This window comes from Pseudomonas chaetocerotis (assembly GCF_015712105.2).
Lineage (GTDB): Bacteria > Pseudomonadota > Gammaproteobacteria > Pseudomonadales > Pseudomonadaceae > Aquipseudomonas > Aquipseudomonas chaetocerotis.
In genome coordinates, this window is the sequence record NZ_JACFYX020000003.1 from 1 (window position 1) to 26150 (window position 26150).

General features: G+C 61.6%; 26 protein-coding genes. 11 read left to right on the forward strand and 15 right to left on the reverse strand.

The window, feature by feature from the left end; genetic code table 11:
- Window positions 1-18 precede the first annotated feature (18 nt).
- From msrQ to ilvC, 4 genes are all read right to left on the reverse strand, one after another.
- A complete protein-coding gene (msrQ, locus tag H3221_RS06260) occupies window positions 19-645 on the reverse strand; it encodes a protein-methionine-sulfoxide reductase heme-binding subunit MsrQ (protein ID WP_196473628.1) in 627 nt (208 codons plus the stop codon).
- The gene (gene msrP, locus H3221_RS06265; protein WP_196473627.1) at window positions 645-1655 is read right to left on the reverse strand and encodes a protein-methionine-sulfoxide reductase catalytic subunit MsrP; all 1011 of its coding nucleotides are present in this window, start codon (window positions 1653-1655) and stop codon (window positions 645-647) included. Before msrP ends, msrQ begins: the two co-directional genes overlap by 1 nt.
- Before the next feature lie 69 nt (window positions 1656-1724).
- Window positions 1725-2540 (reverse strand): CDP-diacylglycerol--serine O-phosphatidyltransferase, encoded by an 816-nt coding sequence (pssA, locus tag H3221_RS06270; protein WP_041980762.1) that lies wholly within the window; start codon window positions 2538-2540, stop codon window positions 1725-1727.
- 147 nt (window positions 2541-2687) lie between these two features.
- Window positions 2688-3704, reverse strand: coding sequence for a ketol-acid reductoisomerase (gene ilvC / locus H3221_RS06275; protein ID WP_037001483.1), 1017 nt, complete (start codon window positions 3702-3704; stop codon window positions 2688-2690).
- Between the two features lie 126 nt (window positions 3705-3830).
- On the opposite strand from ilvC, the gene ilvY reads away from it, so the two are divergent.
- Complete coding sequence (gene ilvY / locus H3221_RS06280; RefSeq protein WP_196473626.1) at window positions 3831-4712, forward strand: HTH-type transcriptional activator IlvY; 882 nt, start codon at window positions 3831-3833, stop codon at window positions 4710-4712.
- Window positions 4713-4764: 52 nt separating this feature from the next.
- Here the strand turns inward: ilvY and ilvN are convergent, their stop codons facing one another.
- Both ilvN and H3221_RS06290 read right to left on the reverse strand, forming a co-directional pair.
- Window positions 4765-5256: an acetolactate synthase small subunit gene (ilvN, locus tag H3221_RS06285; RefSeq protein ID WP_160017320.1), complete on the reverse strand. Its 492-nt coding sequence runs from the start codon at window positions 5254-5256 to the stop codon at window positions 4765-4767.
- A gap of 1 nt (window position 5257) precedes the next feature.
- On the reverse strand, window positions 5258-6982 hold the full coding sequence (locus H3221_RS06290) for an acetolactate synthase 3 large subunit (protein ID WP_026088417.1): 1725 nt from the start codon (window positions 6980-6982) through the stop codon (window positions 5258-5260).
- Between the two features lie 401 nt (window positions 6983-7383).
- On the opposite strand from H3221_RS06290, the gene H3221_RS06295 reads away from it, so the two are divergent.
- Window positions 7384-7818, forward strand: coding sequence for a DUF4124 domain-containing protein (locus tag H3221_RS06295; RefSeq protein ID WP_196473625.1), 435 nt, complete (start codon window positions 7384-7386; stop codon window positions 7816-7818).
- Between the two features lie 18 nt (window positions 7819-7836).
- Here the strand turns inward: H3221_RS06295 and H3221_RS06300 are convergent, their stop codons facing one another.
- The 3 genes from H3221_RS06300 to mrcB all read right to left on the reverse strand — a co-directional run bounded on the left by H3221_RS06300 (window position 7837) and on the right by mrcB (window position 11231).
- A complete protein-coding gene (locus H3221_RS06300; RefSeq protein WP_196473624.1) occupies window positions 7837-8166 on the reverse strand; it encodes a YqcC family protein in 330 nt (109 codons plus the stop codon).
- The gene (locus H3221_RS06305; protein WP_196473638.1) at window positions 8166-8846 is read right to left on the reverse strand and encodes a tetratricopeptide repeat protein; all 681 of its coding nucleotides are present in this window, start codon (window positions 8844-8846) and stop codon (window positions 8166-8168) included. The genes H3221_RS06300 and H3221_RS06305 overlap by 1 nt, the downstream gene beginning before the upstream one ends.
- A 66-nt stretch (window positions 8847-8912) precedes the next feature.
- Complete coding sequence (gene mrcB / locus H3221_RS06310) at window positions 8913-11231, reverse strand: penicillin-binding protein 1B (RefSeq protein ID WP_196473623.1); 2319 nt, start codon at window positions 11229-11231, stop codon at window positions 8913-8915.
- A 114-nt stretch (window positions 11232-11345) separates the two neighbouring features.
- Between mrcB and H3221_RS06315 the strand changes: the two genes are divergently transcribed.
- The 4 genes from H3221_RS06315 to H3221_RS06330 all read left to right on the forward strand — a co-directional run bounded on the left by H3221_RS06315 (window position 11346) and on the right by H3221_RS06330 (window position 14777).
- Window positions 11346-12908: a bifunctional aminoglycoside phosphotransferase/ATP-binding protein gene (locus H3221_RS06315; RefSeq protein WP_196473622.1), complete on the forward strand. Its 1563-nt coding sequence runs from the start codon at window positions 11346-11348 to the stop codon at window positions 12906-12908.
- A gap of 248 nt (window positions 12909-13156) precedes the next feature.
- Window positions 13157-13501, forward strand: coding sequence for a pentapeptide repeat-containing protein (locus H3221_RS06320; RefSeq protein WP_169971216.1), 345 nt, complete (start codon window positions 13157-13159; stop codon window positions 13499-13501).
- A gap of 100 nt (window positions 13502-13601) precedes the next feature.
- Window positions 13602-13874 (forward strand): TfoX/Sxy family protein, encoded by a 273-nt coding sequence (locus H3221_RS06325; RefSeq protein ID WP_074679532.1) that lies wholly within the window; start codon window positions 13602-13604, stop codon window positions 13872-13874.
- Window positions 13875-13979: 105 nt separating this feature from the next.
- On the forward strand, window positions 13980-14777 hold the full coding sequence (locus H3221_RS06330) for a cyclic nucleotide-binding domain-containing protein (RefSeq protein WP_017675299.1): 798 nt from the start codon (window positions 13980-13982) through the stop codon (window positions 14775-14777).
- A 293-nt stretch (window positions 14778-15070) separates the two neighbouring features.
- Here the strand turns inward: H3221_RS06330 and H3221_RS06335 are convergent, their stop codons facing one another.
- The 4 genes from H3221_RS06335 to H3221_RS06350 all read right to left on the reverse strand — a co-directional run bounded on the left by H3221_RS06335 (window position 15071) and on the right by H3221_RS06350 (window position 18193).
- Window positions 15071-15478: a nuclear transport factor 2 family protein gene (locus H3221_RS06335; RefSeq protein WP_196473621.1), complete on the reverse strand. Its 408-nt coding sequence runs from the start codon at window positions 15476-15478 to the stop codon at window positions 15071-15073.
- A 61-nt stretch (window positions 15479-15539) separates the two neighbouring features.
- A complete protein-coding gene (locus H3221_RS06340) occupies window positions 15540-16424 on the reverse strand; it encodes a ChaN family lipoprotein (RefSeq protein WP_196473620.1) in 885 nt (294 codons plus the stop codon).
- A gap of 15 nt (window positions 16425-16439) precedes the next feature.
- Window positions 16440-17207: a heme ABC transporter ATP-binding protein gene (locus H3221_RS06345; RefSeq protein WP_196473619.1), complete on the reverse strand. Its 768-nt coding sequence runs from the start codon at window positions 17205-17207 to the stop codon at window positions 16440-16442.
- A complete protein-coding gene (locus H3221_RS06350; RefSeq protein ID WP_196473637.1) occupies window positions 17207-18193 on the reverse strand; it encodes a FecCD family ABC transporter permease in 987 nt (328 codons plus the stop codon). The genes H3221_RS06345 and H3221_RS06350 overlap by 1 nt, the downstream gene beginning before the upstream one ends.
- A 542-nt stretch (window positions 18194-18735) precedes the next feature.
- Between H3221_RS06350 and H3221_RS06355 the strand changes: the two genes are divergently transcribed.
- Entirely contained in the window at window positions 18736-19053 is a 318-nt protein-coding gene (locus H3221_RS06355; protein WP_196473618.1) for a Rieske (2Fe-2S) protein, read from the forward strand.
- A gap of 86 nt (window positions 19054-19139) precedes the next feature.
- Here the strand turns inward: H3221_RS06355 and sfsA are convergent, their stop codons facing one another.
- Window positions 19140-19847, reverse strand: coding sequence for a DNA/RNA nuclease SfsA (gene sfsA, locus H3221_RS06360; protein ID WP_196473617.1), 708 nt, complete (start codon window positions 19845-19847; stop codon window positions 19140-19142).
- Complete coding sequence (locus H3221_RS06365; RefSeq protein ID WP_196473616.1) at window positions 19837-21018, reverse strand: pyridoxal phosphate-dependent aminotransferase; 1182 nt, start codon at window positions 21016-21018, stop codon at window positions 19837-19839. The genes sfsA and H3221_RS06365 overlap by 11 nt, the downstream gene beginning before the upstream one ends.
- Window positions 21019-21276: 258 nt before the next feature.
- Here H3221_RS06365 and dksA point away from each other — a divergent pair, with 258 nt between their 5' ends.
- The 4 genes from dksA (at window position 21277) to H3221_RS06385 (ending at window position 26097) form a co-directional block, all read left to right on the forward strand.
- Window positions 21277-21723: an RNA polymerase-binding protein DksA gene (gene dksA / locus H3221_RS06370; protein WP_017675309.1), complete on the forward strand. Its 447-nt coding sequence runs from the start codon at window positions 21277-21279 to the stop codon at window positions 21721-21723.
- Between the two features lie 50 nt (window positions 21724-21773).
- Window positions 21774-22658 carry a tRNA glutamyl-Q(34) synthetase GluQRS gene (gene gluQRS / locus H3221_RS06375; RefSeq protein ID WP_196473615.1) on the forward strand — a complete coding sequence of 295 codons (885 nt, stop codon included), beginning with the start codon at window positions 21774-21776 and terminating at the stop codon, window positions 22656-22658.
- Between the two features lie 324 nt (window positions 22659-22982).
- Entirely contained in the window at window positions 22983-23159 is a 177-nt protein-coding gene (locus tag H3221_RS06380) for a hypothetical protein (RefSeq protein WP_003244646.1), read from the forward strand.
- Window positions 23143-26097, forward strand: a complete 2955-nt coding sequence (locus tag H3221_RS06385; protein WP_196473614.1) for a sensor histidine kinase — start codon at window positions 23143-23145, stop codon at window positions 26095-26097. The genes H3221_RS06380 and H3221_RS06385 overlap by 17 nt, the downstream gene beginning before the upstream one ends.
- The last annotated feature ends 53 nt before the right edge of the window (window positions 26098-26150 follow it).

Genomic DNA, 26150 nt, shown 5'->3' on the forward strand with positions numbered 1-26150 from the left:
ATAGAATGCGCGTCAAGCTTATATTTCAATTTTCTTTGGATTATCTCGGAAAAGGGCGCCCGCTCGCTGCAATGCACCCGCGACAACGGAGAGACGCATCAGCAGCAGCGCACCACCGATCAACGCATAAGCGAGCCACTCCCCCAGATCAGCACGCACCACCCAGAGCATATGCAGCAAGGCCAGCAGCAGGATGGCGTAAACCAGGCGATGCAGCGTCTTCCACTTACGGCCCAGCTTTCTGATGCTGAAGCGATTGGAAGTAACCGCCAGGGCAAGCAAGCCAATGAAAGCCAATGCCCCCACGATTATGTAGGGCCGCTCGGAAAGATCGCGCAGCACCAACTCCAGACGCAACCCGGCGATAAACAGGGCATAGCCCGATAGGTGCAGAGCGACATAGGTAAAGCACCAGAGCCCTAGCTGTCGCCGCACGGCAATCCAGCCTCCCCAGCGAGTCAACTGCTGCAGAGGTGTCATGGCCAAGGTGATAAACAGAAGGATCAGGGCTCCGAGCCCCAGATTATCCACCAACACCTTGCCGGGGTCAGGCCCCAGCAGATTGAAGACGGCGCAGTACAGCCAATACAGCGGCGGTACCGATGCAGCCAGGAACACGCCGACGCGCCAGAGCCTGTAGCGCATCAGTAATACCTCGCCAGATCCATCCCCGTGTAGAGACCAGCGACCTCCTCATAGCCATTGAACATCCGGGTATCGATCACATTCGGACTGAACAGACCACTGGGCAAGCGCCGCTCGGTCGCCTGCGACCAGCGCGGGTGGTCCACCTGCGGATTGACGTTGGCGTAGAAACCATACTCGTTCGGCGCGATGCGCTCCCAGGTGGTTTGGGGGGCCTCACTTACCAAACTGATACGCACAATGGACTTGATGCTCTTGAACCCGTACTTCCAAGGCACTACCAGGCGCAGGGGGGCCCCGTTCTGGTTTGGCAAAACACGTCCGTACATGCCGACGGCCATGAAGGCCAACGGGTGCATGGCCTCATCCAGACGCAACCCCTCGACATAGGGCCAATCGATCAGCGAAAAACCCGAGCGCTGGCCCGGCATGCGCTCAGGATCGACCAGCGTTTCGAAGCGCACATAGCGCGCCGCCGAGGTTGGTCCGACCTGCTTGAGCAGATCAGCCAAAGAAAAGCCCAGCCAGGGTATTACCATGGACCAGGCCTCGACGCAGCGCAGCCTGTAGATGCGCTCTTCGAATGCATGTGGCTTGACCAGATCCTCGATGGAATAGCGCCCCGGATTGCTCACCTCGCCATCGACCATCACCGTCCAGGGCTCGACCTGCAGCTTGCCGGCATTGGCTGCAGGGTCGCCCTTACCCGTGCCGAACTCATAGAAGTTGTTGTAGTGCGTGGCGTCCTTGAAGGGCGTGATGCTTTCACCCTTGGCAGTGATTGCTTGCCAGCGTGCGCCTGCCAGCTTCTCGTCGAACCACCCCGGTGCCTTCGACGGCTCAACATCGGCATAGACACCTTGAGCGTCAGCACTGGCCAGACCCGGCATAGCAGCCATGGCCGCCAGCGCCAACGAGCCCTGCATCAGCTTGCGACGAGAGAGATAGACCGACTCGGGGGTGACTTCGGACTCGAGGGTCCGAGAGGAAGGAGGAACTCGGATGAGCATAACGACTCCGCGACTACAGTTCGAGAAACGAACTGTAGACCACGGAGCGCAGAAGAAATTACAGCAGCGTCAGACAGATTTTCGACGACGCAATTGCAGCAGATACTGGATCGGGCCGGAAGCCGCATAAGCCAGGAAGATCAATAGCAGGATACGGGGTGGGTCGCTGAACACCACCGCGAACACCAGCACCACGGCCAGAATGGCCACGAAGGGCACGCGCCCTTTCAGGTCCAGGTCCTTGAAGCTGTAGTACTTGATGTTACTGACCATCAGGCAGCCAGCGGCGGCAACGAGCAGCGCCACGGCGAAGGACATGTTCGAGCCCTTGATGCCGAAGTCGCTGAATGCCCAGACCGTTCCGGCAACGACACCCGCGGCAGCCGGACTGGCCAGACCGATGAAGTAGCGCTTGTCGACGCTGCCGATCTGCGTATTGAAGCGCGCCAGGCGCAATGCCGCGCCAGCGACATAGATGAAGGCGACCATCCAGCCCACCTTGCCCATGCTACCCAGCGCCCATTCGAATGCGAGCAGAGCCGGTGCAACGCCGAAAGCCACCATGTCCGAGAGCGAATCATACTCGGCGCCGAATGCACTTTGCGTGTTGGTCAGGCGCGCCACGCGACCGTCCAGACCGTCGAGCACCATGGCGACGAACACCGCAGCGGCAGCCACGTAGAAATTGCCATTCATCGCGTTGATGATGGAGTAGAAACCGGCGAACAGGTTTGCCGTGGTGAACAGATTGGGCAGCAGGTAGATGCCGCGGTGACGCACCTTGCGCCCTTCCGCGTCCTGCCCTTCCTCTATGTGCTCGTCGATCGGCAGCAGGCTTTCCAGGTTGTCGCCAGCCGGCTTTTGATCCTCGGGACCTTCACTCATGAACAGCACCTTGCAACGGGTTTGACGAATTTCGAACGGGGCGACTGAACTCAGTTCGCCGCTCATCGAGCTGGCTTTATACCAGAAGCCTCGCCACAGAATGAAAAAACGCGGCATATAGCCGCGTTCTTTCGCACATCGCAGACCTCAGTTCTTGGCCTTGTCGACGATCTTGTTGGCAGCGATCCACGGCATCATCGAGCGCAGCTGCTCGCCGATGACTTCGATACCATGAGCGGCGTTGTTACGACGCTTGGCAGTCATCGACGGGTAGCCAGTGGCGCCTTCGCTGATGAACATCTTGGCGTACTCGCCGTCCTGGATGCGCTTGAGGGCGTTGCGCATGGCCTGACGGGATTCGGCGTTGATCACTTCCGGACCGGTCACGTACTCGCCGTACTCGGCGTTGTTGGAGATCGAGTAGTTCATGTTGGCGATGCCGCCTTCATACATGAGGTCAACGATCAATTTCAGTTCGTGCAGGCACTCGAAGTAGGCCATTTCCGGCGCGTAGCCAGCTTCGACCAGCGTTTCGAAACCGGCCTTGACCAGCTCGACGGTGCCACCACAGAGAACGGCCTGCTCACCGAACAGGTCAGTTTCGGTCTCATCCTTGAAGGTGGTTTCGATGATGCCGGTACGACCACCACCAACGCCCGAAGCGTAGGACAGCGCGACGTTCTTGGCATTGCCGGAGGCGTCCTGGTAAACGGCGATCAGATCAGGAATGCCGCCGCCTTTGACGAACTCGGTACGTACGGTATGGCCCGGAGCCTTCGGCGCGATCATGATCACGTCGAGGTCGGCACGCGGAACGACCTGATTGTAGTGAATGGCGAAGCCGTGGGAGAAGGCCAGGGTGGCGCCCTTCTTGATGTTCGGCTCGATCTCGTTCTTGTACAGCTGGCCCTGGAATTCGTCCGGGGTCAGGATCATGACCAGGTCAGCGGCAGCGACGGCAGAAGCCACGTCGGCAACTTTCAGGCCGTGAGCTTCAGCCTTGGCAACGGTAGCGGAGCCTTTACGCAGGCCAACGGTGACATCGACGCCGGAGTCTTTCAGGTTGCAGGCCTGGGCGTGGCCCTGGGAGCCGTAACCGATGATGGCGACTTTCTTGCCCTGGATGATGGAGAGGTCGCAATCTTTGTCGTAATAAACTTTCATGTTCTTGGCTCTTTTGAATCGAAAGGAATGGGGTGCGAAGCACCGCGACGAAGACACCTTATGTGATCCGCACCATTGCGTAAAATGATATATTTGCAACACGACATGCCAATATATGAAACATAAATGAACAGCCATTCCCTCAGGCTTTTTCTCTCCCTGGCAGACAACCTGCACTTCGGCCGAACCAGCCGCGAGCAGCACGTCAGCCCTTCCGCGCTCAGCCGCAGCATCAAGCAGCTCGAGGACGAACTCGGCGCCGTGCTATTCGTGCGAGACAACCGCTCGGTGCGCCTGACTCGCGAGGGCCAGCAGTTTCGCGAATATGCGAGCGAGGTCATCAATGGTTGGCAGGCGATTCGCCAGACCTTCATGCAGGACCAGTTGAATCTGCATGGCGAGCTGTCGCTGTATTGCTCGGTCACGGCAAGCTACAGCTTCCTCTATGACATTCTCAGCAGCTTTCGCCAGGACTACCCACGCATCGAAATGAAACTGCATACCGGCGACCCGGCGAAAGCCGTCGAACGGGTGCAGCAAGGACTGGAGGACCTGGCCATCGGCGCCCTCCCCGACAGCCTGCCGAGCGGAGTGGAGTTTCAGTCGATCACGCGTTCCGAGTTGCGCTTCATCGGTCCACAGGCTCCCCAGTTGTTGAACGAGGAACAACTGCGCAACCCAACTTCAGAAAGCTGGAAGGACGTGCCGATGATTCTCTCCGAGGAAGGCCTGGCCCGGACACGCACCGACCGCTGGCTGAAAAGCCACAACATCAAACCGCGCATCTATGCCCAGGTCAGCGGCAACGAAGCGATCGTCAGCATGGTCAGTCTGGGCTTCGGTATCGGAGTGGTGCCGCAGATCGTGCTGGACAACAGCCCGCTGACTGCCCGCATCCGTATCTACGATATCCAGCCACCGCTCACCGCCTATGACATTGGTCTGTTCGCACTGGAAAAGCGCCTCAAGGATCCGCTGATCGCGGCCTTCTGGAATCGCCAACGCTGAATTCGAGCAATAAAAAACCCCGCACCAGGCGGGGTTTTGTTTGCCAAAGCGATCAGATACTCAGCACCTTGTCGCCGCGAGCGATTCCCGTGACACCACTGCGTACAGTTTCCAGGATCGACGCAGTACCGACGGCCTGAATGAAGCTGTCCAGCTTGTCGGTGGTACCGGTCAGCTGCACGGTGTAGACGCTGCTGGTCACATCCACGATCTGGCCGCGGAAGATGTCGGTAGTACGCTTGACCTCGGCACGCTGAGCGCCGGTGGCCTTGATCTTCACCAGCATCAGCTCGCGCTCGATGTGAGCGCTTTCCGACAGATTGACCAGCTTGACCACCTCGACCAGCTTGTTGAGGTTCTTGGTGATCTGCTCGATCACCTCATCCTGACCAACGGTGGTGAGGGTCAGACGCGACAGCGTCGGGTCCTCGGTTGGCGCAACGGTGAGGCTTTCGATGTTGTAGTTACGCTGGGAGAACAGACCAACCACGCGCGACAGTGCGCCCGGCTCGTTTTCCAGCAGCAGGGAAATGATGTGTCGCATCTTAGGTCCGCTCCGTCTTGCTCAGCCACATGTCACGCATCGCACCGTCTCTGATCTGCATCGGGTAGACGTGCTCGCTGGAGTCCACCGCGATGTCGAGGAACACCAGGCGATTCTTCAGGGCGAAGGCTTCCTCCAGCTTGGGCTTGAGGTCCTTCAGCGAAGTGATGCGCATGCCGACATGGCCATAGGCCTCGGCCAGTTTGACGAAGTCCGGCAGCGACTCCATGTAGGAGTGCGAATAACGGCTGTTGTACTGCATGTCCTGCCATTGGCGAACCATGCCGAGGGTGCCGTTGTTCAGGTTGACGATCTTCACCGGCAGGTCGTACTGCAGGCAGGTCGACAGCTCCTGGATGTTCATCTGGATGCTGCCCTCGCCGGTGACGCACGCCACGTCGGCTTCCGGGAAGTTCAGCTTGATGCCCATCGCGGCAGGGAAACCGAAGCCCATGGTGCCCAGGCCGCCGGAGTTGATCCAGCGATTGGGCTTGTTGAATCGGTAATACTGCGCAGCGAACATCTGGTGCTGACCGACATCGGAGGTGATGAATGCATCGCCCTTGGTCACGTCACATAGGGTTTCGATCACGGTCTGCGGCTTGATGATCGAACCGTCGCCCTCGTTGTAAGGGAACAGACGGCCGCTACCACGCCACTCTTCGATCTGCTTCCACCAGCTGGCAACGGTGTCCTTGTTCGGGGTTTCGCCGATTTCCTTGAGGATGGCGACCATCTCGGTCAGCACGCTGTCCACCGGTCCAACGATCGGGATGTCGGCTTTGATGGTCTTGGAGATCGAAGCCGGGTCGATGTCGATATGGATGATCTTGGCGTTCGGGCAGAACTTGGCCGCACCGTTGATCACACGGTCATCGAAGCGCGCACCGACAGCCAGGATCACGTCGGCATGGTGCATCGCCAGGTTGGCGGTGTAGCTGCCGTGCATACCGAGCATGCCGATGAACTGGCGGTCGGTACCCGGGTAGCCACCAAGGCCCATCAGGGTGTTGGTCACTGGCAGGTTGAGCATCTGCGCCAGCTCGGTCAGCGGCGCGGAAGCGCCACCCATGATCACGCCACCGCCGGAGTACATGACCGGACGCTTGGCGGCCAGGAGCATCTCGGCAGCCTTGCGGATCTGGCCGGAGTGACCACGTACCGCCGGGCTGTAGGAACGCAGCTTGACCTTCTTCGGATAGACGTACTCGAACTTCTGGGTGGGATCACCCATGTCCTTCGGAATGTCGACCACGACCGGACCAGGACGACCGGATTCGGCGAGGTAGAACGCCTTCTTCAGCACTTCGGGGATTTCCGACGGGTGCTTGATGATGAAGCTGTGCTTCACGATCGGGCGGGAAATACCGACCATGTCGGTTTCCTGGAAGGCATCGGTACCGACCATGGCGCTCGGCACCTGGCCGGAGATCACCACCATCGGAATGGAGTCCATGTAGGCGGTGGCAATACCGGTGATGGCATTGGTCGCGCCGGGGCCAGAGGTCACCAGCACCACACCGGCCTTGCCGGTGGCGCGGGCATAGCCGTCAGCCATATGGGTCGCCGCCTGTTCGTGACGGACCAGGATGTGAGTCACTTCCGGTTCTTTGAACAGGGCATCGTAGATATGCAGGAGAGCACCACCGGGGTACCCATAGATATGCTTAACGCCTTCGTCACGCAGGAAGCGGACGACCATTTCAGCGCCGGATAAAAGCTCCACGTTGTTCACCTCTTGAACGCCAGTATGCCACCCGACAACGGGTAGCCCTAAGTAGGTCTTACTGTCAGCGGACACGCACGACGGTGATCGTGGATTCGGAACATCAGCTTGACGAGTAACGGAGCAGCCCATGGTCTTGCGGGGCTGACCCTCCCAGCGCGAGGTAACGCGTTGCGGGTGTCACGGTTCGGCGCGGGTAGCGCCTCTTTTCCCCGAGCTGGAGGACGCTTGCGGCGGACTCCACTACGGGGGAAGGCTGGATTGTTCGGGTTCGGCGAGGGCAAGTCAAGCGATGACTGACCTATTATTCAACCTGCTGCTGTGACGCAGCGCAGGATGAAGATTGCCGGCTTTTGGTTATAGTAACCATCAGCACCGCCGCTCTCGATAAAGGAAACAGCATGCGCCACATGATTCTTACTGGCACCCTGATGCTCGCTTTGAGCACATCCGCCATGGCCAGCCAGGTTTACAAGTGGGTAGATGACAAAGGCGTGACCCACTTCGGCGCGCAACCTCCGCAGGGCCAAGAAGCCACGACCATCAATACTGCTGCCCCGCCTCCACGACCTGCGCCAAGTGAGCCGGCGCCGAGCATAGAAGATCAGCTCGACCCCAAGCAGGCGGCCATCGACAAGAAGGTCAAGGCAGATGTGGCGAAGCAGGAAGCCGAGCGCAAGCAGTACTGTGAGACAGCACGTAATAACCTTGCTCAGTTGGAAATCAACCCACGCGTCAGGATCGAAGATGGTGGCGAGTTGCGTCGTATTGGCGAGGATGAACGTCAGGAACGCATCACCGAGCTGAAGAAGTCCATCGCAGAAAATTGCAAATGATGCACTACGCGAACGCCCTCAAGGCGTGCGCGTAAGCAGGCGATCGAACTCGCCGAGCAGCTCAAGCAACCGACGCGCAGTGCTCGCCTGCTGCTGATAGACCATCTCTGCCATAGCCTGAATACCCGATACCGAGGGCAACGCGGCGCCGGTTTCCAGCAGAACCTTCATACGCGGCAGAAAAATCCACTGCAGCCATTGCTCGAACGCCAGCGTATCGACACAGAACGGCTCCGGGCTGGCCAGGGCCTCGGCGCTCGGCGCCTCCTCCTGCCACCAACCCTGCACACGTAACTCGCGCTCGATCAGCAGCAGGTGTTCGGCTAGCGCACTGGCACGAGCATCCATCAGAGGTTTACTCGTGCGCGTTCACGGGCCTGTGCAGCACCAGCGGGATCACCCTGACGCTCGCGTGCCTGGGCGATCAGATCCCACAGACTGGCTTGCAACGCCGGACGACCGTTGGCGTAAGTCAGGCCGCGACGGGCGAACTGCTCGGCTTGGGCAGCATCGCCCTGAGCCAGGCGAACCTCGGCAAGACGATAAAGCACCTGCGGCTCACGCGGCGCAATGCGCTGGGCACGTTCCAGGCTGGAGGCAGCGCCATTCAGATCGCCACCGCCCTGCTGCTGTTGAGCGGTGGTCAACAGCGCGAGAACCGGGCCATCCAGTTGCTCGTCTGCAGCCAGGCCGCCGCCACTGGGAATGCCGCTAGGCATGCTCGGCGCCGAAGAGCCGAAGCTGCCCTGACTCGTTGCGGACGGTTGACTGGGCACGGGCGGGTCGAAGGTCAGTCCGCCACTGGAGGTGATCGGCTGAGAGTCGGTCTGCAACGGCGTCGAGACAGCTCCCTGCGGCACCATCACAACGACACCGGAATCTTCCTCGATACGCTGCGGTGCAGCTGCAGGACCCGGACCAGTCGCCGGGCCAGCCCCGCCCGAAGACAGCGGAGAGCCGGCGTCGATCACCGGAATCGAACCCTGCGGCACCGTACTGCAACCACCCAACACCGCCGTTGCCAGCATAGTGGCAAGCCACTTCTTGTTCACATCCAATCCTCTTAGGTAACACCGAATCACTCGACCCGGCCGTTATTCCAACCAGCCTCGCACCCAGTCCATCACCGACTCGACTGGTGCCTGGATACCGCACGCGGAACCGGCGGCAGGTTCACTGCCGCGAATATAAGGCATCTGTACCGCATTCGGGCAGCCCGAAGCCGAGCCCAGACCAGTCTGACGATCCACCCAGGCCTGGGTGACGTTGTCCGGCATCGGCATATCCAATGGCAGCGGGTCCGCCTTGCGCATGAACCCGGTCCAGACCTGCAGTGCACCGGTCGCACCGGTCAGTGGGGTCGGGCCATTGTCGTCACGCCCCAGCCACACAACCGACAGCAAATCCTGACTGAAGCCAGCGAACCAGCTGTCACGTGAGTCGTTACTGGTCCCGGTCTTGCCCGCCAGATTAAGCGAACTGGGCAGTTGGCTGTAAACCGAGCGACCAGTGCCTTCACGCATGGTGCGCTGCATGGCGTTTTGCACCAGATAAATGGCACCCGGATCGAAGCGCTGCTGGATCTGGAACGGATAACGGCCGAGCGGCTCGCCATCGGCGGTCAGCACGCTGCGAATACCGCGCAAGGGCGTATTGAAGCCACCGTTGGCCAGAGTCTGATACATACCCGCCACTTCCATCGGCGTCAGAGCCCCAGCACCCAGCAGCATCGACGGGTAGGCCGGCCATTTACGCTCGACACCCAGTCGCTCAAGCGTCTTGAGCACATTGGGCACGCCGATCTCCAGGCCGAGCTTGGCCGTGGACAGGTTGTAGGACTGCGCCAACCCCTGATACAGGTAGATGGTGCCATGAGCCTTGCGGTCGTAATTCTGTGGCGTCCAGACCTGGCCATCCTGGCCCTTGATGGAGAACGCTTCATCCTCCAGCCAACTGGTCAGGGTGTACTGACTCGGACGCTCCAAAGCAGACAGATAAATAGCCGGTTTGATCAGCGAGCCAATCGGCCTTACGGCGTCCAGCGCACGGTTGAAACCGGCAAAGCGTGGCTGGCGGCTGCCGATCAATGCCTGAATTTCACCGGTCTCGGGATTGGTCACCACCATACCGGCCTGCACTTGGTCCACACCCTTGCGCCCGGCCAGGCGCTTGAGCGTCTCGGCCAGCGCCTCTTCGGCCTTGAGCTGCAGAATCGGATCGAAACTGGTAAAGATGCGCAGGCCTTCTTCAGTCAGATCCTGCTCACGATAATCTTCACGCAGCTGACGCTTGACCAGATCGAGGAAAGCCGGGAACGAGCTGTCAGCCATGCTGCCGCGCGAACTCACACCGAGCGGTTTCTGTTTGGCTGCAGTGGCTTCCTCGGGAGTGATCGAGCCTTGCTCGGCAAGCAGATCGAGCACCAGATTGCGGCGCGCCAGCGCTCGCTCGGGATTGCGCCGTGGGTTGAAGTAGGTGGGGCCCTTGACCATGCCCACCAGCAGCGCGACCTGCTCCAGCTTGAGCTCGGAAACAGGCTGACTGAAAAAGTATTGGCTGGCCAGACCAAAGCCATGTACCGCGCGCTGGCCGTCCTGACCGAGGAACACCTCGTTCATATAGGCTTCGAGAATTTCGCGCTTGTCGTAGTGCAGCTCGAGCAGCACCGCCATCATCGCTTCGGTGGCTTTACGCACCAGGGTGCGCTCGTTGGTCAGGTAGAAGTTCTTCACCAACTGCTGGGTCAGCGTACTACCGCCCTGTACCAGGCGCCCGGATGTGGCGTTGATCCACATCGCGCGGGCGATGCCCTTGGGCGACACGCCGAAGTGATCGAAGTAGTCACGGTCCTCGACTGCCACCAGCGCATCGATCAGATAGGCCGGCACCTGATCCAGCTTGATCAGGATGCGATCCTCCTGATGCGCCGGATAAAGCCCGCCAATAAGCAGCGGCTCCAGTCTTGCCACGGCAAGGTTGCCGCCGTTGGCCTGGGTCAGACCGGCAACGTAATCACCAGAGAAACGCACGCGCACCTTCTGTGACGGTTCGACACCTTCGTAGAACTGAAAGCCGCGACTGTGCAGCTCGATATTATTACCGGCTACGGACACTGCGCCCGGCCCATTGACCGCGCTCTCGCGGCGGTAGCCCAGCGCATCGAGTTCACGCAGGAAATCGTCCTTGGCCAGCTTCTGCCCGACGAAGAGTTCGAGCGGCCTGGCATAGACCTTCGCGGGCACCGTCCAGCGCTTGCCGGAGAACTTCTCCTGCACCACGGCATCGAGATAAACGGCAAAGCCAGCCAGGATCACCAGGCCAACCAGACCGAGCTTGAGGCCCCAGGCAAGCCAGGGACGCATACCGGACGAGCGGGATTTTTTTTTGGAGCGGGGGGAGCGTTTTCGAGTCATGGCGGGATTATACGCACTTTACATGGGGGCCAGCAGGCCGCCTGGATGGTTTGCAGAGCAGCTCACAGCGGCCATAATGCCCAGCTCGAACAGCGTCTAGAACAAGGATCGAACGTGAGCCAAGCCCTGATTGCCGCATTGCAGAACCCGGCCCTGTATCCGCATCCCGTGGATGGGTTTCAGGTCATTGAGACCCACATTTCCTGGGTTTTGCTCACTGGCCCCTACGCCTACAAGATCAAAAAGCCGGTCAACTTCGGTTTTCTCGACTTCACCGAGCTGGATGCACGCCGTCATTTCTGCGAAGAAGAGCTGCGCCTCAACCAGCGCCTGACCGAGGATTTGTATCTGGACGTATTGCCGATCGGTGGTAGTGAAAACGCTCCCAGCTTCGACGGCAGCACCCCCGCCATCGAATACGCACTGAAAATGCGCCAGTTCCCGCAGGAACAACTGCTCAGCGCCATTCAGGCACGCGGCGAGCTGAACGACGCTCATATCGACGCCCTGGCCGAACAGATCGCCACCTTTCACCTGGGCGCACCGCAGGTGCCGCAGGAGCATCCGCTGGGTAGCGCAGAAGCGGTAATGGTTCCGGTGCAGCAGAATTTCGAGCAGATTCGTCCGATGCTCAGCGAGAAGGCAGACCTGCAGCAACTCGATGCCCTTGAGGCGTGGGCCCAGTCCAGCTACGAACGCCTGCAACCACTGTTGAGCGAACGCAAGGCGCAGGGGTTCATTCGCGAATGCCACGGCGACATTCACCTGGGTAACGCCGCCCAGATCGACGGCCGCGTAGTTCTGTTCGACTGCATCGAGTTCAACGAGCCCTTCCGTTTCACCGACGTCACCGCAGATATCGCCTTCCTGGCCATGGACCTCGAAGACCGTGGCCTCAAGTGCCTGGCCCGACGCTTCATAAGCGGCTGGCTGGAGCGCACTGGCGATTATGCAGCACTGGAACTGCTGAACTTCTACAAGGCTTACCGTGCCATGGTCCGCGGCAAAGTCGCATTGTTCCGCCTGGGGCAGGAACAGGACTCGGTGCAGCGGGCGGTGATCCTGCGCCAGTACCGTGGTTATGCCGCACTGGCAGAGAGCTACAGCGCCATTCCATCGCCTTTCCTGGCCATCACCCATGGTGTCTCGGCAGTCGGCAAGAGCCACGTCGCCATGCGTCTGGTGGAAGCGCTGGGCACCATTCGCCTGCGCTCCGACATCGAGCGCAAGCGTCTGTTCGGCGAGCAGAGCGCCGAAGCCAAGGATCAGCTGGCCGCCGGTATCTACAACACTGACGCCAGCCAGGCGACCTACCAGCGCCTGCACCAACTTGCGCGCCAGACACTACTGGCAGGCTTCCCCGTGGTGATCGACGCAACCTATCTCAAGGCAGCACAACGCCAGGCCGCCAGCGAAATCGCCGAAGAGACCGGCGCGCCCTTCCTGATTCTCGACTGCCATGCGCCACAAGCCGTGATCGCCAGTTGGCTGGAGCAGCGCCGCAGCGAAGGCCAGGATCCGTCCGATGCGACGCTGGAAGTGATCCAGGCCCAGCAAGCCAGCCGCGAGCCACTCGACGACGAGGAGCAGAGCCACAGTAAACGCGTCGACACACATGACAGCGCAAGCCTGGACAGCCTGGTCGAGCGTATTCGCCAGCGCCTGCCTGGGATCTGAGCATCGTCCCGAGCAGGCCGTGTGCAAGCGCAGCGAGCGAAGGTCAGGCAAGGCAAAAAACGGCGAAAAGCGCAGTTTTACGGGTTGTGAATGAGCATTTTGATCGGACTCGCGCACGAGCCGTTTTTTTAACGCAGCATGGCCGAGCGCGGTAGTTTCCACACAGCCTGCAAACAGTTGGCACGCCCTGCCAGGCAAACCCTGGCAGGACTTCTATACTGCCGGTGAAGCCACCACTGGTATCTGCCATGAGTCAGCCACGCCAGCTTGATCATCCGCTCTACCACCTCCTGCATAACGACGATGTGAAGGGCTTCAATGTACAGAAGCCGAAGGACGTGGAAGTCGATCTGTCCGGTGGCGATTTTCGCGGGCTCGATCTGCGCAACATGGACACCGACGCCGTCAATTTCACCGATGCCTACTTCCGTGGGGCAGACCTGCGCGGCCTGGATTTCCGTAACGCCAGGATCGAAGGCGCCAGCCTGGCCCACGCGCAGATTTCCGGCGCCTACTTCCCCGTCGAACTGACCGCTGACGAGATTCTCATGTCGGTCAATTTCGGCACCCGCCTGCGCTATCGCACCAAGTAGACCTCTACGAACGTCGACGCGAAGCACTCAGGCAATTGGCCGCTACACTTTTTGGCAGGCACGCCAACGTGAACCTTTCACCCGCACGCATGGAGGCCCGATGAACGACGAACTGCAACACCTGAAGAACCTGGGCAAGACCTCGGCGCAATGGCTGCACGCCGTGGGGATTCACAGCGCCAACGACCTGCGTCGCTATGGCGCTGTGGGAGCCTATCGCGCGGTCAGGGCGCGCGGCTTTCGCGCATCCAAGGTGCTGCTTTACGCCATCGAGGGAGCTCTGCTCAATGTGCATTGGAGTGAGCTCCCCCCCGCACACAAGGCCGAACTGAACGGCAAGCTGGACGAAGCCCAAGGCCACAACAAGAGCTAGCTCACAACACCAGCGCAAGGTGATTTACTCGAAGAGCCGCACAGCCTATTGTTTCAGGGACCTTCGTGTGGTCAGCCAGTCCAGCCAGTTCAAGGAATTACGGTTATGTATTTACTCGGGGAGCAACCGGCCTACGCCGATCAGTTGATCAATCGCCTGCAGAGTATCCCCACTCAGTTGCTGGAAGGGCTGCAACCCGCGGGTGAGCCGCTGCGTCTGGAGCGTGTCGATGATCTGGCTCAGGTACTGCCTGGCAACCAGCTGTTCATCATCGAGAACGGGCTGCTGCATGCGCTGGTCGATGAACGCCCGCTGTTCTATCTGCAGGAGGGCGATCTGGTTGGCCTGCGCCAGGGCATCGACCTCCCCTCCTGCCGCTACAGCAGTGAAGAACCCATCAGCCTGATTCCCTACTCGCGCAGCGAAACGTTCCAGCACATCTATGCCAGCGAGCAGCGCCAGGAACAGTTCATTCAATATCTGATCGGCCACACCGCTCTGCTGTCCGACGCACTGGCACGCCTGAAACAACCGGAGATCCGTCCGGCGACCGGCTTCCAGCATTTCGCTGCCGGCGAGGAGCTGATTCATCAGGGTGATGAAGCCGACCACGTGTTCATCATCATCGAGGGCCACGCCGAGGCCTACGTCGACGGCCAGAAGGTCGGCGATGTGCAAAAGGACGAAATCTTCGGCGCCATGGCGGTATTCACTCGCGAGAAACGCAGCGCCACGGTGGTCGCCAGCGAACCTTGCACGGTCATGGTGATTCCCAAGGAGCAATTCCTCAGCTTGATGCAAAGCAACCCGCGCATCGCTCACAGCCTGATCGAGAGCATGGCTCGACGCATCGATCTGCTGAACAAGGAAGTCACTCAATTGCGCTTGCCTGGGGAATCCTGAGTCTCCACCCGCATCAGCGAACCCGGCCCAGAGCCGGGTTTTGCATGTATGGGCCCGGCAAAAACTTTCTGAGGAAAGTTCTCAAAAGGGCATTGACTATTGAATGAGAATTGTTATTATTATCTCAACTGGTCGCGAGATCAGCCGATAAGCTAAAGAGACCATTCAGTCGGACTCTTCAGATTATCTCCTCATCAGGCTAATCACGGTTATTGACCCGGCTCTTGCCGGGTCTTTTTTTGCCTGGCCGAAAGTGTGCCCTGCCGCACCCGGCATACCGTCCGCAGCGGACCTCAGCCGTCGACCTGCGCCAGCCAGTCCGGCAAATTGAAATGCAGGCTGATGCGCGCGATCAGCCCGTCCTGGATCTCGAAGAAGGCCCCCATGCGCATCTCGTAACGCTGCCCACAGGCTTCCGGCAGGCCATCGTCAGTCGCCAGGTATTCACCGATGACGCGGTACTCGCAGGCGGCATGCCGCCCTTGCGGCTCGACCAGGATCACCAGCGACTCGATCATCTCGCGATAGCAAAGCAGTTGCCGTTCAAGAAAAGCCGCGAATGCGTCGCGCCCATGCTCGGTGAAACCCTGATTGGGCTGCAGAATCAGTCCGTCGCTGACCAGCGCCAGACAGGCGCGGATATCCCGATCATTGAGGGCGTTGAAATAACCTTGCAGCAGGTCGCGAACGTCTGTGGACATAGGCCAGGCTCCGAATCGGCAAAGCGCCGAGGATGCCGTGCAGGCAGCCCACGAAAGGCGGCTAGGGTCGCAGTTTGGCGCAGTGATCCTGCTCCGGCTGCGCGGCAGTGAACCAGACGTAATCGGCCATGGAGGCGTCCACCGAGCGACCGACTTCAGCCAATATCAGTACCGCGTTGCCAGACTGCGCGCCAAGGTCGGCCAGATGCAAGGGGACACCGAGGTCCTTGCGCGCATGAAAGGCGCCGGCCAGCAGCAGGCTTGGCTGCGGCGCCGCCATCAGCGCCTCGGCCATGCGCCGGTCACGCTGCTGCTGCACGGCCAGCATCGCCGGCAACTGGCTGTCCGGCAGCAGGCCGCAGTGCGACTCGCGGATATCGGCCAGCAAACGCGCCTGCACCTCGGCTGCTCCTGAGCGCTGCCCCGCAAGCGTCGGCCGCCGGCGATAGATCTGCATGATCTCGGTGCGATCCAGATTGGCCGCGAGCAAGGGATAGGACTGACGCAATTGATGCAACACCAGCGGCCCGTACAGCGACCAGCCCCATCCCGGCTGCCAGGCCAGGGCGTCGAACGGATCGGTAATCGCCTGACCAGCGCGCGCGGTTTTCTGGGCCTGATCGACCTTGTTCTGCTGATCGGGGTTGAGCATCTCCATCAGCATGCTGCCCTGCGGGCGCAACCTGGATAACTCGCGCGACAGCCAGAGCTGCAAGGCATGGTGATCGGGATTGTCGTGCTGCTCGCCGACCAGCACCCGCTGAGCCGGTGCAAGACGACTCAGCAGTTGCTCAGGGCTGATGCTCTGCCCGCTGGCCAGATCGACGATGCGACCCAAATCGGCATGCTCGCGTCCCAGCGCTGCGAGCGGCGCCGGCGGCGGCAGCACATTTCGACTCTGACAGGCGGCCAGCAGCATCAGACAGCTCAACAGAACGACTCGCATCGGGGTCTCCAAGATTCAGCGCGCGACGATCAGCGGGTGGCCGCGTTCGGGATGAGTCTGCACCAGCACTTCCAGACCGAACACGGCCTGCAGGGGCTCGGCCCGCAATACTTCGGCAGGGGTACCCAGCGCATGCGCCCGGCCCTGTTCCAGCAGCAACAGGCGATCACAGTAACGCGCGGCCAGATTGAGATCATGGAGGATCACCAGTACCGCCGCGCCGGATTCGGCCAGACGGCGAACCGCCTGCAGGCAGGTGTGCTGATGCAGCGGATCGAGCATCGAGGTCGGCTCATCGAGCAGCAGGGTCTGCCCCTCGCCGCCCGGCCATAGCTGCGCCAGCACCCGCGCTAGGTGCACGCGCTGGCGTTCGCCGCCGGACAACGCCAGGTAGCTGCGCCCCGCCAGGTGAACAGCATCGGCTGCCAGCAACGCTTGCTGCACGATCTGCGTATCGCGCACGCGCCCGCTGTCATGCGGCAGGCGGCCCATGGCGACCACTTCCTCGACACGAAAGGCGAAATTCAGACTGGAACTCTGCGGCAACACGGCCAGACGCCTGGCCCGCTCCGGCCCGGCCCAGTCATCGAGCGCGCGCTGATCCAGCGTCACCTGCCCGGCGCTGGCCGGCAGCTCGCCGGTCATCGCCGCCAGCAAAGTGCTCTTGCCCGCACCGTTGGGCCCCAGCACACCCAGCACTTCGCCGGGGTGCAACTGCAGATCGATGCCACTGAGCACCACGCCCTGGCCGCGGCGGACTTCCAGCTGTTCGACCCGCAGCATCAGCTTCGCCCCCGCACCAGCAGATAGAGAAAGAATGGCGCGCCGATCAGCGCCGTGACAATGCCGATCGGCAACTCCGCAGGTGCCAGTGCCAGGCGCGCGACCAGATCGGCCAGTAGCAACAGGCTCGCACCGGCAAGCGCGGATGCAGGGAGCAACAGGCGATGATCGGGGCCCACCAGCAGGCGCATCAGATGCGGCACCACAAGGCCGATGAAACCGATCAAGCCGGCGGCCGCCACCGCAGCACCGACACCCAGTGCCGTGCAGAACACCAGCTCGCGCTTGAGTCGCTCCACATCGAAACCAAGATGACGCGCCTCCGACTCACCCAGCAGCAGCGCGTTCAACGCACGCGCCCGTCTTGGCAACCACAGCGCCACGGCCAGCGTGGCCAGCAGCAACGGCCAGAGTCGCGAATAACTGGCGCCATTGAGGCTGCCCAGGTTCCAGAAGGTCAGGGTGCGCAGGGTCGCATCGTCCGCCAGGTAGGTAAACAGGCCGATGGCCGCACCCGCCAGCGCGGTCAATGCGATACCTGCCAGGAGCATGGTCGCCACATTCGTCTGCCCGTCACGCCGCCCCAGGCGGTAGACCAGCGCCGTCACCAGCAAGCCACCGAAGAAGGCACAGACCGACAGCAGATAGGGCGCGAAGACATCCGGTAAACCACCGAACGCGGCGCCGCCGACAATGGCCACCGCTGCGCCCAGCGCGGCACCGCTGGAAACGCCGACCAGACCGGGGTCAGCCAGTGGATTGCGAAACAACCCCTGCATCGCCACGCCACAGAGCGCCAGCACCATGCCTACGGCCAGCCCAAGCAAGGTGCGCGGCATGCGGATCTGCGACAGGATCAGTTCGGCCTGCTGTACCGATGCGTCCGCCGCGAGAGGCAGGCCCAGCAAACGCAACGCTGCACGCAGGGTATCGCCCAATGGCAGGCTGACCGGCCCGAGCGCCAGCGAGAGCCACAGCACGAGCACGAGCAACAGGCCCAGCGTGATGAACAATGGGCGCGTCGAAAAAGGTGAGGTCATGGCTCGCGCTTGGCTTCGTCTATCGGAGATGGGCTAGCAGGATAAAAGCCTGCTGCGAGCATCGCCAGTCCATCCAGTGCACGAAGCCCAAGAGCCCGTTGAGCCGACTGTCGATCAAACGCAGATTGTGTGTCTTACCGTTGTGAATCTGGATGCAGTGACGCGTTCCGAAGCGCACGTGTCGCTCGGCCTCGCTCAAGCCTCGTTGCGTTTGCGACTCCCGAGCTCGCAGGCGCTGTTGTTAAAGGCGTGACGCCGGCCAAGCTTGGTAACAACTGCCCCCCGAACGAATGCCCAACACCACGAAGCACCTGCTAAAAGGTTTGCAGCACAGACTGCCTGCTCCCGTCGTATCTGAGCATGGATGCGCTGCCATTGTTCTTGCGGGATAATCCGCGCCTCTTGAGGCGATGTGCGCCATCGCCTCCAAAGGGAGACGATCATCACGGGTCGCGGCTCAGCAACTAACACGCCAATGGGAAACCTCGATGATTCGCTTGTGCGCCCCGGATGAACTGGCCGAAGGTCAGAGTCGGGGCTTTGAGATCGACCAGCTGAACCTGCTTGCCGTGCGCAGGGACGGCCAGGTGTACGCCTACCTCAACCGCTGCCCGCATCGCGGCATTGCCCTGGAATGGCAGAAGGACGATTTCCTCGATGACAGCGGCAGCCTGATCCGCTGCGCGACCCATGGCGCACTGTTTCTGGTCGAGAACGGTGAATGCGTGGCGGGTCCCTGCGAGGGGCAGGCACTGCAGGTGCTTATGTGCAGGGAAGATGCAAACGGGATCTGGATCGCGCCGTAGGGTGCGCCATGCGCACCGGGCGATATCGATGATGTCGCGATTGTTGCGGACAGGATGTATCAAAAAGCCGGTGCGCGCGGCGCACCCTACCCCAGTACCTCCAACTGGCGAACCAGGGCGATCCCCTCGGGGCTAAGCTCGGCGCCGTAAGCCAGCACCTCCACACCCGCAGCCTTGGCTTCACGCAGGCCGGCGGCGTAGGTCGGGTCGATTTCCTCGGCAGCCCGCACAGCGCGGATACCGGAGAGGTTCACACAATACAGCTGCACGGTCCGCACACCAGCACGCGCCAGCGCAGCCAGCTCGCGCAGATGCTTGGCGCCGCGCTGCGTGACCGCATCGGGAAAGGCCGCCACGTCGCTGCCAGCGAAACCCAGCGTCACGCTCTTGACCTCGACATAGACTTGACCATCCGGGTAATCCAGACGAAAGTCGGCGCGGCTGTTCTCCACCCCGTAAGGCACCTCGCGCTTGAGCGCAGTAAAGCCGGCCAGCTCGACGATCAGTCCGGCACGCAGCGCCTCTTCCACCAGCGCATTGGTTCGCGCGGTGTTGATACAGGCCAGCCGCCCCTGCGGCGTTTCGCTGATCTCCCAACTGCCCGGTAACTTGCGCTTGGGATCACTGCTGCGGCTGAACCACACCCGGCACCCTTCGCTCATGCAATTGAGCATCGAGCCGGTGTTGGCGCAGTGGATGGTCATCTGCTCGCCGCCGGCGGTCTCTATATCGGCGAGAAAGCGCTTGTAGCGACGCAGCAGGCGCCCTTCTTCCAGCGGCGGGTCAAAGCGCATCGGGCTTCCAGCTCTTCAGGCCACGAGCGATACGCTCGACCGCCTGCTGCAGGCGCTCGACATTCTGCGTGTAGGCGAAACGCACATGGTGCCCGGCCTGATAGCGACCGAAGTCCAGGCCCGGAGTGAAGGCCACATGTTCGGTTTCGATGAAGTGCCGGCAGAAGGCGAAGGCATCGCCGCCGAAGGCACTGATGTCTGCATATAGATAGAAGGCACCTTCCGGCTCCACGGCAATACCGAAGCCCAACGCACGCAACGCCGGCAGCAGGTAGTCGCGGCGGCGCTGGAACTCGTGACGACGCTCTTCGAGGATCGCCAGCGTGGCCGGCTCGAAGCAGGCCAGTGCGGCATGCTGCGCCATGCTCGGCGCGCTGATGTAGAGGTTCTGCGCCAGTTTTTCCAGCTCCGGCACGGCCGCCTCGGGCGCCACCAGCCAGCCCAGACGCCAGCCGGTCATGCCGAAATATTTGGAGAAACTGTTGAGTACGAAGGCGTCGTCATCCACTTCCAGCACACTCGGTGCATCACAGCCGTAGGTCAGGCCGTGGTAGATCTCATCCACCACCAGATGGCCGCCACGCTGCTTGAGACAGGTCGACAAGGCCGCCAGCTCATCCTTGTGCAGCAAGGTGCCGGTCGGGTTGGCCGGCGAGGCGACCAAGGCACCGACGCTACCTGAATCCCAATGCCGCTCCACCAGTTGCGGGGTGAGCTGGTAGCGCACGTCCGGGCCAACTGGCACCAGTTGCGCGGCGCCCTCGACCAGGCGCAGGAAGTGGCGATTGCACGGGTAGCCGGGGTCGGCCAGCAACCAGTGCTTGCCAGGATCGACCAGCAGGCTGGCGGCCAGCAGCAACGCACCAGAGCCGCCGGGCGTCACCAGAATGCGCTGCGGGTCGACATTCAACCGGTAACGTTCGGCATAGAAGCCAGCGATGGCCTCACGTAGCTGCGGCAGGCCGCGAGCAGCGGTGTAACGGGTATGCCCGGCAGCCAGCGCGGCCTGGCCAGCACGGATGATCGGCTCGGCGGTGGTGAAGTCCGGCTCGCCGATCTCCAGGTGGATCACATCGTGACCCGCCGCCTGCAATTCGTTGGCACGCGCCAGCAAGGCCATCACATGGAAGGGTTCGATGGCGCGACTGCGCGCACTGTAGAGCTGAGCCATGGGTCTGTCTTCAGAGTTGCGAGGCGCGGATTCTAGCAGGGCAGCTTCAGCCCGCGGCAAGGGCGTCAAAGCGCCGCTACGCTTACTGGCCAGTCTCATACAGATTTCGTTCACACCCCGGACAGGGTAGAGACAACCGGGAGTAGCGCGCCCCGATTCGATCTGGTAAGTTCGCCGGCTTGCAGTCGCAGGGCCGGACAAACGCCTGGCAATGGAATAACCTGCGCGGTGGATTAGAAAGAGTGAGAGGCGTCATCCATGCCCACAAAAGAAAAAGCCAAAAGCACCAGCCAGCTGATTCGTGGTTTCGAGCCTTATCAAGAGAAGAAGGGCGAGGAATACATGAGCGAGCCGATGCGCGCTCACTTCACCAGCATCCTCAATAAGTGGAAGCTGGAGCTGATGCAGGAAGTCGATCGTACCGTGCACCATATGCAGGACGAAGCGGCCAACTTCCCGGATCCGGCCGACCGCGCCAGCCAGGAAGAAGAATTCAGCCTGGAACTGCGCGCCCGTGACCGCGAGCGCAAGCTGATCAAGAAGATCGACGAGACGCTGCAACTGATCGAAGACAACGATTACGGCTGGTGCGACTCCTGTGGCGTCGAAATCGGCATTCGCCGCCTCGAAGCCCGCCCGACTGCGACTCTGTGCATCGACTGCAAGACGCTGGCGGAAATCAAGGAAAAGCAGATCGGTTCCTGATCTGACGACGGGGCGCTTAGGCGCCCCGCTCTGTTTCTGGCCTTGGCCCCATGAACACTGCCTATATCGGGCGCTTCGCCCCTACGCCCAGCGGCTACCTGCACTTCGGCTCGCTGGTCGCCGCCCTAGCCTCCTACCTCGATGCCCGCGCCGTCGGCGGCCGCTGGCTGCTGCGCATGGAGGATCTCGATCCGCCACGGGAAATACCTGGCGCACAGGATGCGATCCTGCGCACGCTGGAGACCTACGGTTTCGAGTGGGACGGCGAACTGGTGCGCCAGAGCGAGCGGCATATCGAATACGCCGCAGTAATCGCCCGCCTGTTCAGTCAGGGCCTGGCCTATGCCTGCACCTGCTCGCGCAAGCAACTGGAAGGCTACGCCGGCATCTATCCGGGGTTCTGCCGTAACGCCTGCCATCCTGATCATGACGCTGCCATTCGCCTGCGCGTACCGGAGCTGGACTACCACTTCATCGACCGCGTGCAGGGCGAATTTCGCCAGCACCTGGGCCGAGAAGTCGGCGACTTCGTGATTCGCCGCCGTGACGGCCTGTTCGCCTATCAGCTTGCGGTGGTACTGGACGATGCCTGGCAGGGTGTTACCGATGTGGTGCGCGGCGCCGACCTGCTCGACTCGACCCCGCGCCAGCTCTATCTGCAGGAATTGCTCGGGCTGCAGCAACCGCGTTACCTGCACGTGCCGCTGATCATCCAGCCGGACGGGCACAAACTGGGCAAGAGTTATCGCTCCCCGCCACTACCGGTTGAACAGGCCAGTCCTCTGCTGCTGCGCGCCCTGCGTGCGTTGGGCCAGCAACCCACGACCGAGCTGCAAGGTGCCAGCCCCGGCGAACTGCTGGCCTGGGGCATCGCCAACTGGGACGCCACGCGCATTCCACGCAGCCGTACCCTGGCCGAAGCACAATTGCGCTAAGTCTCCAGTCCACAGGGTAGGGTGCGCCATGCGCACCGAGCGATATCAATGGTGTCGCGATTCATTCGGGCACGGCGCTACAAAGAGCCGGTGCGTGCGGCGCACCCTACGGGGATCATCGCAAGACGATTCGAGAGAGGCTGCACGACGTGCCGTAGAGTGCGCCATGCGCACCGGGCGATATGGATGGTGTCGCGATTCGTTAGAGCAGAGTGTTGCACTGAGCCTGTATGCGCGGCGCACCCTACATCCTCCGATTTCAAGTTTGTGGCTTGGAACGCGCGGCTTCCTTTACCATCGCGGCATCTTTCGACGAGATGTCACATGTATATCTACCGACTGGTTCTGATCCTGGTAGTGGGGATCTACCTGTTCTCCCCGGCCATCATGGACTGGTGGATCGACCCTAATGGCGCCTGGTACCGGCCTTATCTGCTGTGGCTGATCCTGATCGTCGTCACCTTCATTCTTCAGAGCCAACGCGATGCTGACGAGCTTTAGCCTGAGCGAGCTGATCCTGATCAGCGCCGGCTATCTGCTGGTGCTGTTCGGCGTCGCCTGGGTCAGTGAACACGGTCTTATCCCCCGCTGGATCATCCGCCACCCGCTGACCTATACCCTGTCGCTGGGCGTCTACGCCAGCGCCTGGGCCTTCTACGGCACGGTGGGCCTGGCCTACCAGTACGGCTACGGCTTCCTCGCCAGTTACCTCGGCGTCTCCGGGGCCTTCCTGCTCGCGCCGGTGTTGCTCTACCCGATCCTGCGCATCACACGCACCTACCAGCTTTCATCGCTGGCCGACCTGTTCGCCTTCCGCTTTCGCAGCACCTGGGCCGGCGCACTCACCACGCTGTTCATGCTGATCGGTGTGCTGCCGTTGCTGGCCCTGCAGATCCAGGCGGTGGCCGACTCCATCGGCATCCTCAGCCGCGAGCCGCTACAGGAAAAAGTCGCGCTGAGCTACTGCGGCCTGATCATCCTGTTCACCATCCTGTTCGGCGCGCGTCATATCGCCACGCGTGAAAAACACGAGGGCCTGGTGTTCGCCATCGCCTTCGAATCGCTGGTCAAGCTGGTCGCTCTGGGCGTGATCGGCTGGTACGCGCTGTACCAGGTGTTCGGTGGCCCACGTGAACTGGAATTGTGGCTGGTACAGAACCAGGCGGCGTTAGCCACGCTGCACACGCCGCTGCAGGAGGGCCCGTGGCGCACCCTGCTGCTGGTGTTCTTCGCCTCGGCCATCGTCATGCCGCACATGTACCACATGACCTTCACCGAGAACCTCAATCCGCGCGCCATGGTCAGCGCCAGCTGGGGCCTGCCGCTGTTCCTGCTGCTGATGAGTCTGGCCGTCCCGCTGATCCTCTGGGCCGGCCTCAAGCTCGGGGCGACCACCAACCCCGAATACTTCACCCTGGGCCTGGGTATCGCGGTCAACAGCGAGACCCTGGCATTGCTCGCCTATGTCGGCGGACTGTCGGCCTCCAGCGGCCTGATCATCGTCTCGACCCTGGCGCTGTCGGGCATGGCCCTCAACCACCTGGTGCTGCCGCTCTACCAGCCACCGGCCGAGGGCAACATCTACCGCTGGCTGAAGTGGACACGCCGCACGCTGATCGCCTGCATCATCATGGCCGGCTACGGCTTCTATCTGCTGCTGGGGGCGCAGCAGGACCTGGCCAATCTGGGCATCGTCGCCTTCGTCGCCACTTTGCAGTTCCTTCCCGGCGTGCTCTCGGTACTGTATTGGCAAACGGCCAATCGCCGCGGCTTCATCGCCGGTTTGCTGGCCGGCATCAGCGTCTGGGCAGTGACCATGCTGCTGCCGCTGCTGGGCAACCTGGAAGGCTTCTACCTGCCGCTGTTCAACGTCATCTATGTACTCGACGATGCCAGCTGGCACCTCGCCGCCATCGCCTCGCTCGCCGCCAACGTACTGGTATTCACCCTGGTGTCGCTGTTCACCGAAGCCAGCCCCGAGGAAAAGAGCGCCGCCGAAGCCTGCGCGGTGGACAACGTGCGCCGCCCGCAACGGCGCGAGTTGGTCGCCGTTTCGCCGCAGGACTTTGCCGCGCAATTGGCCAAGCCGCTCGGCGCCAAGACCGCTCAACGCGAAGTCGAGCAGGCCCTGCGCGATCTGCATCTGCCCTTCGACGAAAGCCGCCCCTATGCCCTGCGCCGCCTGCGCGACCGCATCGAGGCCAACCTGTCAGGCCTTATGGGGCCGAGCGTGGCACAGGACATCGTGGAAACCTTCCTGCCCTACAAATCCGGCAGCGAGGGCTATGTCACCGAGGACATTCATTTCATCGAAAGCCGCCTGGAAGACTACCAGTCGCGCCTCACCGGCCTCGCCGCTGAGCTCGACGCGCTACGCCGGTACCACCGCCAGACACTGCAGGAGCTGCCAATGGGCGTGTGCTCGCTGGCCAAGGACCAGGAGATCCTGATGTGGAACCGGGCTATGGAAGAGCTCACCGATATTCCCGCACAACGTATCGTCGGCTCGCGCCTGAGCACCCTGAGCGAGCCCTGGCAGAGCCTGCTGCAGGACTTCATCGAACGCCCGGACCAGCATCTGCATAAACAGCACCTGGCGCTCGACGGCCAGATTCGCTGGCTAAACCTGCACAAGGCAGCCATCAACGAACCGCTGGCGCCCGGTAACAGCGGCCTGGTGCTGCTGGTCGAGGACCAGACCGAAACCCAGATGCTCGAAGACAAACTGGTGCACTCCGAGCGCCTGGCCAGCATCGGCCGCCTCGCTGCTGGCGTGGCCCACGAGATCGGCAACCCCATCACCGGTATCGCCTGCCTGGCGCAAAATATGCGCGAAGAGCGCGAGACCGACGCCGAACTGACCGAAATCAGCGGGCAGATCCTCGAACAGACCAAACGCGTGTCGCGTATCGTCCAGTCGCTGATGAGCTTCGCCCACTCCGGCAGCCACCAACGCAGCGACGAGCCGGTGTGCCTGGCCGACGTGGCGCAGGACGCCATCGGCCTGCTGTCGTTGAACAAGCGCAACTTCGACATCCAGTTCTACAACCTCTGCGATCCGCAGCACTGGGCCTGTGGCGATCCGCAGCGCCTGGCTCAGGTACTGATCAACCTGCTGTCCAACGCCCGCGACGCCTCGCCTCCGGGCGGCGCCATCCGCGTGCGCAGCGAAGCCAGCGAACATACCGTCGACCTGATCGTCGAGGATGAAGGCAGCGGTATTCCCAAAGCGATCATCGACCGCCTGTTCGAACCTTTCTTCACCACCAAGGACCCCGGCGAGGGGACCGGCCTGGGCCTCGCGCTGGTCTATTCGATCGTGGAAGAGCATTATGGACAGATAACAATCGACAGCCCGGCTGACCCCGAGCGCCAATTGGGCACTCGAATTCGGGTCACCCTGCCAAGGCATGTCGAGGCGACGTCCGTAGCGATGTAAACAGCGAGAGAGGCTGCCAATGGCACCTCCGTGACCGTCGAGAGACCGAATTG